This is a genomic window from Falsihalocynthiibacter sp. BN13B15 (assembly GCF_041205415.1).
GTDB lineage: Bacteria > Pseudomonadota > Alphaproteobacteria > Rhodobacterales > Rhodobacteraceae > Falsihalocynthiibacter > Falsihalocynthiibacter arcticus.
The window spans coordinates 117,775-130,668 of the sequence record NZ_JBGFCE010000009.1 but is presented as its reverse complement, the minus strand read 5'-3'; the positions used below and the strand labels follow the sequence as shown (position 1 = coordinate 130,668).

The following is a 12,894-nucleotide window of genomic DNA, read 5'->3' as shown; positions in this document are numbered from 1 at the left end:
GAAGCCAACGCTTCCGCCCGTTGTTAACTGTTCGTCAGAATGTCCGATTATATCGGGGGGCCGTCAAGGCCTGAGACGCTTGTTGCGTTAGTTTTCAAGCCTCAAGGCTGCGGCGCAACAGTTCTAGGTCTTCGGCCATCTGACTGTCGAGCTGTTTTAGCTCTTCGATCCGTTTTACGCCATGCATAACCGTCGTATGGTCGCGTCCCCCAAAGCGGCGGCCAATCTCAGGAAGGCTGCGGCTGGTGAGTTGTTTTGCTAGGAACATCGCAACTTGGCGTGGCCGTGCGATAATCCGTACGCGGCGCGGGCCGATCATTTCGGAAAGACGGATATTGTAATGCTCGCTGACGCGACGCTGAATTTCCTCAATGGTAATCTTACGATCACTCGCGCGCAGAATATCTGCGAGGCAATCTTGCGCAAGTTCCAGCGTGATTTCGCGACCAACAAGAGAAGCAAACGCGAAAAGCCGCGTGAGAGCCCCTTCAAGTACCCGAACATTGGTCGAGATTCGGTGTGCCAAAAACTCCAAGACGCCGTCGGTTAAAACCAAACCGGAATATTGCTTACGATAATGCTCGACTTTTTGCTGAAGGATTCCGAGACGCAGTTCATAATCGGTTGGGTGTAAATCCACGACCAAACCACACTGAAGGCGCGATTTAATGCGGTCTTCGAGGTCTTTGATTTCACCCGGTGCGCGGTCAGCGGAAATAATAATCTGTTTGTTTTGATCAACCAGCGCGTTGAACGTATGGAAAAACTCTTCTTGCGTGCTGTCTTTGCCGGCGATGAATTGAACATCATCAACCATGAGGACGTCAACGCTGCGGAAAAGCTCTTTGAAATCCATCATCTTGCGTTCGCGCAAAGCCTGAACGAAGCGGTACATGAACTGCTCTGCGGAAAGGTAAACAACATTCAACTCAGGGCGGTCGCGCCGAAGTTCATGTGCAATGGCATGCATCAGATGGGTTTTACCAAGCCCTACACCGCCGTAAAGGAAAAGTGGGTTGAAGGACACGGGCCCGCCCTCAGCAACGCGTTTCGCAGCAGCGTGCGCAAGTTCGTTCGGCTTGCCAACAACAAAGCTTTCGAACGTGAAACGCGAATCCAGAGGAGCTCCGGGAACAGAAACATCCGCTGTAGGCTCAACGGTTGGGGCGTGTTGTGCGGCTTTCTGTGCCTTTGACGCAGGACGCGCCACTGGCTTGCTCGCGACGGCGAACTCCAAGCGGCTAACAGCGGCCCCTGCTTCGTTCAGAAGATGTTTGATCTGATCGCCGAAATTCCGCGAAACCCAATTGCCCATAAAGCTCGTCGGAACTGCAAACACTGCAATTCCGTCTTTCAAGCTCGAAAACTCTAGAGGTTCAATCCAGTTTGTAAAATTGCTTTGCCCAACGGTTTTTTGCAGCTCATTTCGTACGGTTCCCCAAGTCTCATTCGTCATCTTTTTTACCCGCTTCGCCAGTTATCTTTTTAGGCCAATGACCTTCTGATTTCGTGTGGGTAGACCCCCCAAGTCGTCCTTCACATCCCTCGATGATCACGTTTGCAGAAAACGCAAAAACCGCCCTAAGGCAGTGCCTTGCGGGTACTGCCTTTCGAGATTGATAGGAGCACGAGAAGTCCCTTTCTCAAGCTCATTCAAACCTCACGTCGTGAGTAGATGGAGACCGATTTAACTTTAAGCCCTGATCCAAGAATAGAAATCAGGTTAAAAACAGTAATAACTTCAAGAAACCAGGCAAGAACTGATCCAATTCAAAATTACCACTTCCGCATCAGAGATGTGGGAAGCCCAAAACTCAGATACAGTTGCCGCCTCTAATGGATTAGAGATGGCTCAAAATTCGTCGTGTCTCCAGCGAAGATGTGAATCGCATGACCTAAGTAGCAACTGGTCGCGTTGCTTCGCAACTTATCTTCGACCTTGACTCGAACTTTCTCAAAACGAATCTAATTGCCCTTTAAAACCTACCTGCGCTGCAGCAATTTTGCCGCACGCGCACAAAAAAAGAGCGCCCTCGAAAGGACGCTCTTTTAAAACTAATTAAGTCTTAACGTCTTAGGCGATTGCCTTAACACGTGAAGAGAGACGCGACATTTTGCGTGCAACAGTATTCTTGTGAAAAATACCTTTTGTTACACCGCGCATCAGCTCAGGTTGAGCGGCACGCAATGCTGCAAATGCATCGTCCTTGTTGCCGGACTCGATCGCCTCTTCAACCTTGCGGAGGAAAGTGCGAACGCGTGAACGGCGTGCTTTGTTTACTTGGAAACGACGTTCGTTTTGACGAGCGCGTTTTTTTGCTTGGGGCGTATTAGCCATATCTCGAATTCCCACTTTTTGGGGTCGCATAAATCTGAAGTTGGGCTTCTAGACCCGACTCAGCCGTAAGTCAACGGGGTGTGCGACGATTTTGTTATTTATCGCGAAACTGCGCTTCTCGTTTTTCTTGAAATGCAGCCATACCTTCTTTTTGATCTTCTGTTGCAAACAACGAGTGGAATAGGCGACGCTCAAAGAGCAACCCTTCCGAAAGTGTTGTTTCATAAGAGCGATCAACAGCTTCCTTAGCGGCCTTCGTCGCCAGTAAGGATTTTTCTGCAATCTTTTGAGCGGCAGACATCGCCTCTTCCATTAATTTTTTGGCAGGAACCAATCGGCTAACCAATCCCGACCTTTCTGCTTCTTCCGCGTCCATGAAACGCCCCGTGAGGTGCATATCCATCGATTTCGATTTTCCAACGAATCGTGTCAGGCGCTGGCTTCCACCCATTCCAGCAATAACACCAAGGTTAATCTCTGGCTGGCCAAACTTCGCGGTATCTGCCGCAATAATGAAATCACACATCATGGCCAGTTCGCATCCACCGCCCAGCGCATAGCCCGCAACGGCGGCAATGACCGGCTTGCGATTGGCCAAAAGGCTTTTGCATTCCGCACCAAAGAAGTCTGAACTGAACATCTCCACAAAGGTTTTGTCAGCCATTTCCTTGATATCAGCGCCTGCGGCAAAAGCCTTCTCAGACCCTGTCAGAACAATGCAGCGCACTTTGTCGTTCTTTTCGGCAATTTTCAGGGCCTGCGCGAGCTCACTCAGCAATACCGAATTGAGGGCATTTAGCGCCTCTGGCCGATTAAGCTTGATGAGGGCTACGTGATTTTCAACTTCGACAATGAGTGTCTCATACGCCATGATAGGCCTACCGTATAATTTCTGTTAAGCTCTGACTTACCAGTCTTACAGTTCCGATCAAGTCATCTTTGGCATTGCGAACAATAGAAGCTTGAGCGACCCGACTGTGCAATCCTCCCAATCGTCCCTCCACAGCCTTCGCGCAAACACGGTTCTCCTTCTCGGCCGTAAACCTTAAAATTGTGTTGAAAATAACCCAATTCACCATCTGCTTGCCGATGGTCTTTCAGGGTTGAGCCTCCTGATTCGATGGCTTCGTTTAGGACGTCTCTTATGGCTGGAACCAATCCATTTACAGAGGCCTTAGAGAGGGTGTTTGCTGGTGTTTTTGGCGATATCTGTGTCCGGAAAAGCACTTCACAGACATAAATGTTGCCTAACCCTGCGATGATTCCCTGATCTAGCAGCGCGGATTTAATTGGTGATTTCTTATTCCCCAAGCGCTCCTGCAAATAGATACCGTTGAAATCGTTCCCTAGCGGTTCTGGCCCCAGTTTGGCCAAAAGCTTGTGTGCATCAATTGTATCTGTCGGCGCCAAATCCATCGCACCAAACCGTCGCGCATCATTAAATGCCACGCGAACACCACCCTCCAGATCCAAAATTACGTGGTCGTGCTTGAGCGGCGTAGGAAGTTCATAGTGCAAATTTCCCTGTGGTTCCCCCGAGATGAGCATGCGGCCCGACATTCCCAAATGAATGAGTAACGTCTCGCGCGTGTCCAGATCGGCCAAGATATATTTGGATCGCCGTCGTAGGCCCAGCACCCGCGCGCCCGTGAGCCGCTCCGCCATATTAGGAGGGAACGGCCACCGCAAGTCTGGACGGCGCACATCCGCATTAAGAATTGTTTTACCTTCCATAACAGGTGCCAAACCGCGACGAACCGTCTCGACTTCGGGTAATTCGGGCATCGGCAGCTTTCCTTTAGTATTGCGAACGTTGTAACCACATGTGAGCACTATATAAGAGTCGAGATGAATTAGAATGGGCAAGGCAAAATGACCGAGAATTCCCAGAAAACCACGCATTTCGGTTTCCAAACCGTAGATGAAGACGCAAAAGCGGGCATGGTCCACGGCGTTTTCACGAATGTTGCGAGTAAATATGACGTCATGAATGACGCAATGTCGATGGGCATCCACCGCATCTGGAAAGAAGCGATGATGGATTGGCTTGCACCGCGCGCAGGCCAGAAGCTGCTCGATGTGGCGGGTGGAACGGGCGATGTTTCGTTCAAATTCCTCAAGCGAGCCGGATATGGCCACGCCACTGTCTGTGATATGACCGAAGGAATGCTGATTGCAGGTGCGCAGCGCAAGGAAGCCATTGAGCGCGCCGACGAGCTTGATTGGGTGGTCGGCGACGCAATGGCCCTCCCCTTCCCGAGCAACACGTTCGACGTCTACACCATCAGTTTTGGTATCCGGAACGTCACGCGAATTCCCGATGCATTGGCGGAAGCCTACCGTGTTTTGCGCCCAGGTGGCCGGATTATGGTACTTGAATTCTCTCAGCTTCCCAATGAGTTGATGCAGAAAGCTTATGATCTGTACTCGTTCAATGTGATCCCGAAAATGGGCAAGCTCATTGCCAATGATTCCGAGAGTTATCAATATCTTGTGGAGTCCATTCGGAACTTTCCGGATCAGGAAACCTTTGCGTCGTTGATCCGAAATGCTGGATTTGAGAACGTAAAATACCGCAACCTCTCCATGGGAATCGCGGCGCTTCATTCGGGATGGAAAATCTAGATGCGCGGCCCACATAATATTTGGCGCCTCATTCGCACGGGTGCAACGTTTGAACGCAATGGCGCGATGGCACCGATTCTCGAAGCCATTGATGCGCCCCCCCTTGTTCGTGTGGCGTTACGATCATTGGCGTGGCCATTTAAGTGGCTTGGCGTCAAAGGCGACCCAGCATTAACCCCTGTGACCCGCGCCCTTAACGCCTTGGGGCCTGCGTATATTAAATTTGGCCAAGTTCTGTCCACGCGCCCCGATATTGCTGGAGAAGATTTAGCGCGGCAACTTCGGGTCTTACAAGACAAGCTTCCCCCCTTCCCGACTGAAATCGCAAAAGCATCGGTCGCCGAAGAATTGACCTATTCAAGTGACGTACTTTTCAGTGAATTTGGCGATGCTGTGGCCGCCGCGAGTATCGCACAGGTGCACCGTGCGCGGTTGGCTAAAACGGGTCAAGAAGTTGCGGTAAAAGTTCTACGCCCCGGTATTGAAAAGGCATTCCGAAAGGACATTGATGCCTTTTACTTTGCGGCCAGCGTCTTTGAATTTCTATCGCCTGCGTCTCGAAGGTTGCGACCAACAGAAGTGATCCGACACTTTGATAAAGGCGTCACCGGCGAACTTGATTTGCGGCTTGAAAGCGCTGCGGCATCGGAGTTTGGCGCCAACACAAAAGACGATTTAGCATTTCAAGTTCCCGCCGCCAATTGGGAACTCTCAGGTCGCCGCGTCATGGTTCTTGGTTGGGCAGAAGGTACGCCGATTGGCGACAATGCAGCTTTAGATGCGGCGGGGCATGATCGCGTAGCCCTCGGTGCGCGTGTGCTGCAACTCTTTTTGAGCCACGCCTTGCGCGACGGGTACTTCCACGCCGACATGCACCAGGGCAATATGAAGGTTGCCGAGAACGGCGACATTATCGCCTATGACTTTGGGATCATGGGGAGAATCGACGAATACACACGCCGCGTCTATGCCGAAATCCTTTATGGCTTCATCACCCGAGATTACAAACGCGTCGCGCAAGTCCATTTTGAAGCAGGGTATGTGCCCGCCGACCGTGATGTAGAAGAATTCGCAAATGCACTGCGCGCCGTTGGTGAACCCATTTTCGGAATGGAAGCGAGTGGAATTTCCATGGGCCGCCTCCTGCACTACCTCTTTGAAGTCACCGAGCGATTTGGGATGGAAACGCGCACCGAGTTGATCCTCCTCCAGCGCACGATGGTTGTCGTCGAGGGCGTGGCAAGGTCGCTTGATCCGCAAATCAACATTTGGCACGTGGCACAGCCAATCGTCGAAGGGTACATCAAAGAAAGCATTGGGCCCAAAGCAGTGGTGTCAGACTTGGTCAAGACTCTTCGGATTTTAAGCCGGTTCGGCCCGCTTTTACCCGGAATGGCCGAGCAAGCCCTAATTGCGCGCACGACTATGGCAGATACCGCGCCGAAGAAAAGCTTGGGCGTGTACGCGCTAGTGTTCCTCGCGGGGATGGGCGTTGTTTCCGTCGGCCAATGGATCTGGCTGCACGTTTCTTAGTTTACACGAGACGATTAAGGGCCATCATTTCCAGCGCGTAGCCCTGCGCATAATCTTCGACACCTTCCCCTGCCTTCCACAGGCAGTATGCTGCCATGCGCCAGTGGTATAGCGGTTTTAGGATATGATAACGTTCGATTACATCTTTGTTCCCATACGAGCGCAGGAACTCTGCTTCTTGATGCTCGTCAAGCGGCTTGTCGGCATACAGGTACTGCATCGCCGGTGACAAATAAGTTGCAATATCCTCACAGGGGTCGCCAAGCGCGGGACACTGCCAATCAATAAACCGCACGTTTATCTTGGTTCGAATGATATTTGCGGGCACCAAGTCCCCGTGCAACAAGACCGGAGTAGCCGCCGGCAAGTTCGGAAGAACCGGCATTAGTTTTTGGTGTGTCTGTGCAGTTCGAAAGGAGCAGACATCCAAAATTTTTACCCCGTGAAGCGATACTCCATTTGGTGAAAGCGAAAGCTTTCGCAGATGGGTTCTTACCGGAATTGGCGTGTTGTGCAGTTGGGCAAGAGTTTTGCCAACTTCGCCCGCATCGACGCCAGAAATGGCGTCGCCATCAAGAAAGCAATAAAGCACGCAAGTACCAAAAGTCGTTTCTTGGTATGCAACTGGATCGGGAGAAAGATTTGCTCTTTCGAGTAACTTGAGTACCGAGAACTCGTCGCTTGGACTGTTTGGAAAAAGAGGGTTGTTTTGCCCTTTTTGAAACAATTTGCAAACAACATCGATTTCCTGATTTTTTATGCGCCAACAGGTATTGGTGCGCCCACCGCTCAACTGTTGCCACGCTGCTTGGCTTGGCACTAAACAATTCTGCGAAAGCTCGCGTGCGAGTTGAGTTTGCATAGAGGTTAGAGACATTCCACTTAGGCCGATCCTTGGTTTCATGCAATTTAGGGATGCGTAGATTCCAAGGCAAGTGAACTATGAAACAGTATACATCAAGCAGCTTCGCGCAGGCCAGTGACATCTGCGGAGTTAGCCATTGCCCCCCCTTCCAGAACAAGAACTGTTATCCCTCCTTCGCCCCGAGCTTCCGTTACACGACTATAAACTTCAACGGGAATCTCGCCCATTTGTTCTCCATTTTTGAAACTGTCCAACGCAAAAGTATACAGACCGTTCTCAAAGGGCGTTCCGCCGTCGTCTACACCAGCCCATTCTAACGCTCCTGCACTCACTGGAATCTCGTTTCGCTGAACGACTGTTCCGTCGGAATCCCGCACGACAAGGAAATTCTGATCTGCTCCTACAATCGGATTTGGTGAAATTGTAACTGGGCTCCCTGAAAAATGCGCCGGGGCCTCGATCCGCGCCTCCATACCTACCCAACTTGCCATTTCAGCCATCCCAGAACCGCCAAATTGAGCGACCAAATTTTCTAGGAGTTCATTCGTTTTCACTGATTGCTCTACATTAGAAAACGTCGCAAGCTGTGCGGCAAAGTCTGTAGAATCGGTCGGATTCAGGGGATCTTGATTGGTGACTTGTGCAGTCAACATCTTGAGAAAAGTATCAAAATCCGACGAAAGCGAAGCGGCGTCCGTTTGGGATTCAGATACGATCTGGCTGGAGGATGTTTGGAGTGCAGGCGAAGATTGGGTAACTTCCATTGTAACGTCCTTTTAAATACGAATGTCGACGCGATCAGATTGCGTCAGATCTATTGCAATCGGACCCGATTCCGGTGTTCCAATAGGCTGGAACTCTGATGGCGGCACGTGTGGTTGATCCGGAGAAGACTGACCATTTTGCTGCTGCTCGGAACCAGATTGATTAAAGTTGAACGAAATTTGATCGTACCCCATTCCAAGAAATTCCTGAGCAAGGGAGTTAATGTTTCTACGCATTAAATCGAGCGTTTCCGGTCGCTCTGCTAGTACCGAAACGACCATCCCACCCTCAGTGGGGGAAAAAGTAAGCTTTACACGTCCAAGCTCCTCCGGAGAAAGTGCAAGCTCCAGCGGCCTATTGGCCTCGCCAATTGATGCGGAAGCCAGTTGTTGTGCAACTGAACGCGCCAAATCGGGATGTAATTGTGGGGGAGTCGCTAGAGCTTGGTGTTGGGATTGTGCGAGAGGAACGCGGCTAGATTCTAAATTCATCGTGTCCGGAGTAAAACTCAAGTCACTTGCAAAATCTTCGACCAAAGGCGCGGCCATATTATAAGGTGTGTCGATCAGGGCATTAGGAACTTGTGGCGGAGATGTGGTCGACGTGGTTTGCGCAAGTGTAGTGGCGGCTGGAGTTGAAGCCGTTTTCACTGCGGTCTCATTAGGAGAAACAGATTCCGAAGTTAAGGGAACTACATTTATGACATTAGTAGAATTGCCCTGAATAGGTTGAGAGGGTGCTACAATATGCTGGTGATCAGAAGCTGAGCTTAGCTTTTGCGTTGTCAGTTGTTGCTCACTTGGTAAGGGCGTGGGTTCGGCGCTCTGTGGGACCGTTTTTACAAAGGTTGCCACATCGTGATTCACTCGAAATCCGTCCTTTTGCAAACTCACTCCCCCATTTGAAGTTGAAAGCGCTTGAGAATAAGAGCGGTCCTGCCCGGTAGATGCCAACCTGTCTTTTGGAGATGCAGAGACTCCGCGTAAAACTTCACCGTCATTTGCGAAAACTTGAGGGCGCGCGACACGGGTCTCATTTGAGGTTGGCATCATTGCCCTAAGCACCGACGTGGCGTCACGAAGTTGCGATTGCATCTGGGGGGGTTCAGTAGAATTTGTGGAAGCCTCCGAGATCGCTGCACTATTGTCTGGTTTTGCGGTTGGCATCAAACTTGGAGGCGAATCAACAGGGTTTCTCATGGAGGAAGCGATCTCCGTTTGAACGTTCGTCGACGCATTGTTGGGCGCTTGCAAAGTGGCACTTTCATTTAGAAGTGAGGAAGGAGTGAAAGTTGTCTCGGCCTTCCCTGTTTTGAAAGGTTTGTCGGTGGCTTCCGCCTTCAATGTAATGCTTTGTTCAAGAGCACGAAGTGGCACTGTCCCTTCTGACGATTCAGATACAGGAACTGGCGAAACAAAATCAGAAGGAACTTTTGGTAGATCAGTTTCGAGAGTAGTACTGGCGGTTATACTATTTGTACTTTCTGTCAATTTAACAGGGTATTGGCCTCCAAAACTCAAGGGTAATGTTTGAATGTTTGACGGATGACCAAATAAAACTGCGGAATCCAAAACAGCTTGCGGTTCTTTTTGCACGACGTCGGATATCTCTCCGTCAGCGCTGGAATACGTTGAACCGGCTTTTGTGGAATTAGTATTCTCAAGAAGAAGTTCGGGTGTTCCTAAGCCGGAACTGCTAGGCTTTTTCTCTAAGCTTCCATTAAAAATGTCCCCGAAAGTGGCTTCGCCATTCAACTCATGCACCGTATTCGCCCCATTTTGAGACGGAATTGAAACTAGGGCAAGCCCAGCTTTGCTTTGAGCTTCCGGAGTGTTGCGAGAAGGTAGGCTTGCACTTTCACCTTGAACCAAAGGCCCATTGGAATGCGAATCCAAACTACTTGGCGCGCGGGAAACTATCGAAATCAAATTGTTCATCGTAGCCTTTCGGGAATTCTTCCTCGTGGTAGTGCTACTATGTGATGACTTGGTTACCAGATGTTTACTGGTTTGATCCAATATTGGAGAAACTGTCTAGAATTGAAAGCATTCCGATGTCCGATCTGATCGCACCAACATTTTCCCAGAACAGAACAAGCCCTAAGCCGTTATCCTCTGAAGATACCAAGCTTATGGATGCCGCAAAAAAGCTTGAAGCCAGTTTCCTTGCGGAAATGTTGAAATCTGCTGGGTTTGGAAAATCGCGTGAGAATTTGGGAGGGGGAGCAGGGGAAGATCAATTCGGTTCTTTTTTAGTTCAAGCTCAGGCTGAAGCAATGGTTGAGAAAGGCGGCATTGGCCTTGCCCAATCGCTTTTTGAAGCCTTGAAGGAGTCCGAGAATGAATAGTACATCCCCAGCCACCTTGGCTGTAGAGTTAGAACTCTTGCTAGATAAGGAACGTGAAAACATCCTCGCAGGTGCAATAGAGAACTTCGCTAAGTTTACTCAAGCAAAGGCTCTTCTGACGGAAAAACTTTTAAAAGAGCCTGCACCTGAAGCCGCAATTTTGGCTCGAATCCGCATAAAAGCAAGCCGAAATCAACGACTTTTGGGGGCTGCTGTGCGTGCAGTTCGCAGTGTAAATGGGCGGCTGACAGCAATACAAGGCCAAAACAAAGCCCTCACCACGTATACAAATACAGGGCAACGCGAACAACTTGGAAGCAATGGTAACGTTCGATTTGAACGACGCACCTAATCTGTCTGATTGCCTCCTTCCGAGGCATACCTTGCCCGATTAGAACCTCAACCTACAGGAACTTCACTACAATCTCTTTCAGCGCGGGTCTCTTAAAAGCCATCTTCAGTTCTACACGTTCCAAACCAAACGGGTGGACCACTTCAAAGAGGGAAATCCATGAACTATGTATCGTTTGGCGCACCTAGCGCCGCCGACGGCTCAAGCTTGTCCCGCTTTAGACGTCGCTTTGGCTTGGTCCGCAGATTCAGCCCCAGTTCGCAATAGATCCACCTCTCGGTGATTGATTCGCATTTACCTGTCAGCTTATGAGATAGACCCGTTTGCGGTTCCACCCGTAGCCTTGCACGTTACGTAGATACAAGAAACATAAGCCGAAGCCCCAACTGTGTTTGGCGTTGTCAAACGCTCCGACCGATCGGAAATTTCTTCGTTCTCGTAGCTCAGAACCGTGCTGGACCGATAACAGGTTTCGCTTATCTGGAATGTCCGACAGGCCAGCGCAATACTGACCCCATGCAATGCCATCACATACATGGCCATCTCCCTAAACTAAGGGGATGCGAAAATAGAATTTTCTTGGCAAGATATCTGAGGAGAATTTGATGAAGATGGCGAGATATTGCGAACCCCAAATTCTTGCGATCCTATACCAAGCCGAAAGCTGTGTGCCGGTAACGGAGCTGTGCCGCGAACATGGCATGAGCAACGCGTCGTTCTACAAATGACGGGCGAAGTATGGCGGGATGCCCTCTCAGTGATGCAGGGCATCACCTGCCGGGTAATAGACGCGTCGATGATCAGCCAGATGAAGCCCTAGGAAAAAAGTGCTCCGGCCAGCCCTGCGCCGGGGTCTGGCCGAGAACGCGGTGGCGCGCCACGGTACTGGCATTGCGCTGGCCTGCCGCACGTTTGATGTCAGTGAGACGGGCTATCATTACAGCCCTTTCTTGATCAATGAGAACGAAAAGATTGCCGATTTTCTGGTTGGACTGACGGTCGCATGGAAGACTTGGGCGGTTGGGTTATGTTTCCAGCATCTACCTAACGTGCAGGGCTATCCATGGAACCACAAAAGGGTGTATCGGATTTACTGCGAACTGGAACTGAACTTGCGGATCAAACCTCGGAAACGGTTAAAGCGGGACAAACCCAATGTGCTGGCAGTGCCTCGCGTACCGAACGTGACCTTGTCGATGCACTTCATGGCGGATCACCTCGGCCCCTCTCATGCATGTAAGCATGCACCGCCGCGCAATGGATGGTCGAGCGTTTCGGCTCTTGAACGTGCTGGAATATTTAAACCGCGAGGGATTGGGCGTCGAGGTCGATTTTTCTTTGCCAGCCGAACGGGTTATTCGCAGCCTTAATCGGATCATTGAATGGCGAGGGAAACCAGAAACTATTCGGGTCGATAATGGGCCGGAGTACTGAAGTGGTAAGCTGCTTTTCAGGACAGGCTTCATGATCCCTGGCTTTCCATATTTGGCGATAGCTTCATCCAGCACCTCAACACAGAAGCCGGCATCCAGGGTATTTGAGAGCCGCCAGGACAGCACTTTACGGGTTGCCCAATCCATATTTCTCGGGGTGTAAACACCCCTCGCGACCAAGTACAAAAAGCCGTTTTTCACGGGTATGTAAGTGATGTCGCTGCACCCGAAGCCCAGCAGGGCATGTTTACATGCCCGAGAGGAGAACATGTTTAGGACGCGTAATTGGCAGCTTTCTCAGCAAGTATGGGTAAATGCTGTGCTGAATGTGTTGGGGCCTTTTTGGATGGCCTGCAAGCCCATAATGCCCATCAAACGACGAACACGGTGCCAACCTGCTGAAAACCCCAGCTGGGGAAGATAGGCCGTAATCTTCCGGCTGCCAAAGAAGGGATGCTTCGTAAATATTCGATCAATTTCACGCATCAGATCATGCGTTGCCTGATCAAGGGCGACCGGCGTGTAATGATCGACGGGCGGCGAATCTTGAGCAGCTTGCATTAGCTTGTCAGGCTCAAATCGGTGTTTTCTGTGCGGATCATCTCGCGGCGGTCTGTCGGGCTCATCGCTTCAACC

The 12,894-nt window shown here is 50.6% G+C and carries 12 protein-coding genes and 2 pseudogenes; 5 read left to right on the top strand and 9 right to left on the bottom strand.

The window, feature by feature from the left end:
* Positions 1–94 precede the first annotated feature (94 nt).
* The 4 genes from dnaA to mutM form a co-directional block, all read right to left on the bottom strand.
* Positions 95–1,456 carry a chromosomal replication initiator protein DnaA gene (gene dnaA, locus AB9F26_RS15260; RefSeq protein ID WP_369768381.1) on the bottom strand — a complete coding sequence of 454 codons (1,362 nt, stop codon included), beginning with the start codon at positions 1,454–1,456 and terminating at the stop codon, positions 95–97.
* Between the two features lie 618 nt (positions 1,457–2,074).
* Positions 2,075–2,338, bottom strand: coding sequence for a 30S ribosomal protein S20 (gene rpsT / locus AB9F26_RS15255; RefSeq protein WP_039003978.1), 264 nt, complete (start codon positions 2,336–2,338; stop codon positions 2,075–2,077).
* 94 nt (positions 2,339–2,432) lie between these two features.
* The gene (locus tag AB9F26_RS15250) at positions 2,433–3,209 is read right to left on the bottom strand and encodes an enoyl-CoA hydratase (RefSeq protein WP_039003977.1); all 777 of its coding nucleotides are present in this window, start codon (positions 3,207–3,209) and stop codon (positions 2,433–2,435) included.
* 62 nt (positions 3,210–3,271) lie between these two features.
* Positions 3,272–4,123 (bottom strand): bifunctional DNA-formamidopyrimidine glycosylase/DNA-(apurinic or apyrimidinic site) lyase, encoded by an 852-nt coding sequence (gene mutM / locus AB9F26_RS15245; RefSeq protein ID WP_335587008.1) that lies wholly within the window; start codon positions 4,121–4,123, stop codon positions 3,272–3,274.
* 87 nt (positions 4,124–4,210) lie between these two features.
* Here mutM and ubiE point away from each other — a divergent pair, with 87 nt between their 5' ends.
* Together ubiE and ubiB are read left to right on the top strand one after the other, a co-directional pair.
* Positions 4,211–4,963, top strand: coding sequence for a bifunctional demethylmenaquinone methyltransferase/2-methoxy-6-polyprenyl-1,4-benzoquinol methylase UbiE (gene ubiE, locus AB9F26_RS15240; RefSeq protein WP_369758154.1), 753 nt, complete (start codon positions 4,211–4,213; stop codon positions 4,961–4,963).
* Complete coding sequence (ubiB, locus tag AB9F26_RS15235; protein WP_335586960.1) at positions 4,964–6,496, top strand: 2-polyprenylphenol 6-hydroxylase; 1,533 nt, start codon at positions 4,964–4,966, stop codon at positions 6,494–6,496.
* 1 nt (position 6,497) lies between these two features.
* Here ubiB and AB9F26_RS15230 read toward each other — a convergent pair whose 3' ends face one another.
* The 3 genes from AB9F26_RS15230 to AB9F26_RS15220 all read right to left on the bottom strand — a co-directional run bounded on the left by AB9F26_RS15230 (position 6,498) and on the right by AB9F26_RS15220 (position 10,063).
* Positions 6,498–7,358 carry a phosphotransferase gene (locus tag AB9F26_RS15230; protein ID WP_335586959.1) on the bottom strand — a complete coding sequence of 287 codons (861 nt, stop codon included), beginning with the start codon at positions 7,356–7,358 and terminating at the stop codon, positions 6,498–6,500.
* Positions 7,359–7,453: 95 nt separating this feature from the next.
* Positions 7,454–8,125 carry a flagellar hook capping FlgD N-terminal domain-containing protein gene (locus tag AB9F26_RS15225; RefSeq protein ID WP_335586958.1) on the bottom strand — a complete coding sequence of 224 codons (672 nt, stop codon included), beginning with the start codon at positions 8,123–8,125 and terminating at the stop codon, positions 7,454–7,456.
* Positions 8,126–8,137: 12 nt separating this feature from the next.
* Positions 8,138–10,063, bottom strand: a complete 1,926-nt coding sequence (locus tag AB9F26_RS15220) for a flagellar hook-length control protein FliK (RefSeq protein ID WP_369768380.1) — start codon at positions 10,061–10,063, stop codon at positions 8,138–8,140.
* Between the two features lie 194 nt (positions 10,064–10,257).
* Here AB9F26_RS15220 and AB9F26_RS15215 point away from each other — a divergent pair, with 194 nt between their 5' ends.
* Both AB9F26_RS15215 and AB9F26_RS15210 read left to right on the top strand, forming a co-directional pair.
* Positions 10,258–10,473 (top strand): rod-binding protein, encoded by a 216-nt coding sequence (locus AB9F26_RS15215; protein WP_236940073.1) that lies wholly within the window; start codon positions 10,258–10,260, stop codon positions 10,471–10,473.
* Positions 10,466–10,825, top strand: coding sequence for a hypothetical protein (locus AB9F26_RS15210; protein WP_335586955.1), 360 nt, complete (start codon positions 10,466–10,468; stop codon positions 10,823–10,825). Before AB9F26_RS15215 ends, AB9F26_RS15210 begins: the two co-directional genes overlap by 8 nt.
* A gap of 167 nt (positions 10,826–10,992) precedes the next feature.
* On the opposite strand, the pseudogene AB9F26_RS15205 reads toward AB9F26_RS15210, so the two are convergent.
* Positions 10,993–11,374: pseudogene (locus AB9F26_RS15205) on the bottom strand (hypothetical protein); the annotation flags it as partial.
* Between the two features lie 56 nt (positions 11,375–11,430).
* Here AB9F26_RS15205 and AB9F26_RS15200 point away from each other — a divergent pair.
* Positions 11,431–12,256: pseudogene (locus AB9F26_RS15200) on the top strand (transposase); the annotation flags it as partial.
* A gap of 299 nt (positions 12,257–12,555) precedes the next feature.
* Here AB9F26_RS15200 and AB9F26_RS15195 read toward each other — a convergent pair.
* Positions 12,556–12,819 (bottom strand): IS3 family transposase, encoded by a 264-nt coding sequence (locus tag AB9F26_RS15195; RefSeq protein ID WP_369768379.1) that lies wholly within the window; start codon positions 12,817–12,819, stop codon positions 12,556–12,558.
* Between the last annotated feature and the right edge of the window lie 75 nt (positions 12,820–12,894).

Coding starts and splice junctions, on each gene's coding strand:
- dnaA (WP_369768381.1), bottom strand. CDS start 1,456: ATGACGAATGAGACTTGGGGAACCGTACGAAATGAGCTGCAAAAAACC.
- rpsT (WP_039003978.1), bottom strand. CDS start 2,338: ATGGCTAATACGCCCCAAGCAAAAAAACGCGCTCGTCAAAACGAACGT.
- AB9F26_RS15250 (WP_039003977.1), bottom strand. CDS start 3,209: ATGGCGTATGAGACACTCATTGTCGAAGTTGAAAATCACGTAGCCCTC.
- mutM (WP_335587008.1), bottom strand. CDS start 4,123: ATGCCCGAATTACCCGAAGTCGAGACGGTTCGTCGCGGTTTGGCACCT.
- ubiE (WP_369758154.1), top strand. CDS start 4,211: ATGACCGAGAATTCCCAGAAAACCACGCATTTCGGTTTCCAAACCGTA.
- ubiB (WP_335586960.1), top strand. CDS start 4,964: ATGCGCGGCCCACATAATATTTGGCGCCTCATTCGCACGGGTGCAACG.
- AB9F26_RS15230 (WP_335586959.1), bottom strand. CDS start 7,358: ATGCAAACTCAACTCGCACGCGAGCTTTCGCAGAATTGTTTAGTGCCA.
- AB9F26_RS15225 (WP_335586958.1), bottom strand. CDS start 8,125: ATGGAAGTTACCCAATCTTCGCCTGCACTCCAAACATCCTCCAGCCAG.
- AB9F26_RS15220 (WP_369768380.1), bottom strand. CDS start 10,063: ATGAACAATTTGATTTCGATAGTTTCCCGCGCGCCAAGTAGTTTGGAT.
- AB9F26_RS15215 (WP_236940073.1), top strand. CDS start 10,258: ATGGATGCCGCAAAAAAGCTTGAAGCCAGTTTCCTTGCGGAAATGTTG.
- AB9F26_RS15210 (WP_335586955.1), top strand. CDS start 10,466: ATGAATAGTACATCCCCAGCCACCTTGGCTGTAGAGTTAGAACTCTTG.
- AB9F26_RS15195 (WP_369768379.1), bottom strand. CDS start 12,819: ATGCAAGCTGCTCAAGATTCGCCGCCCGTCGATCATTACACGCCGGTC.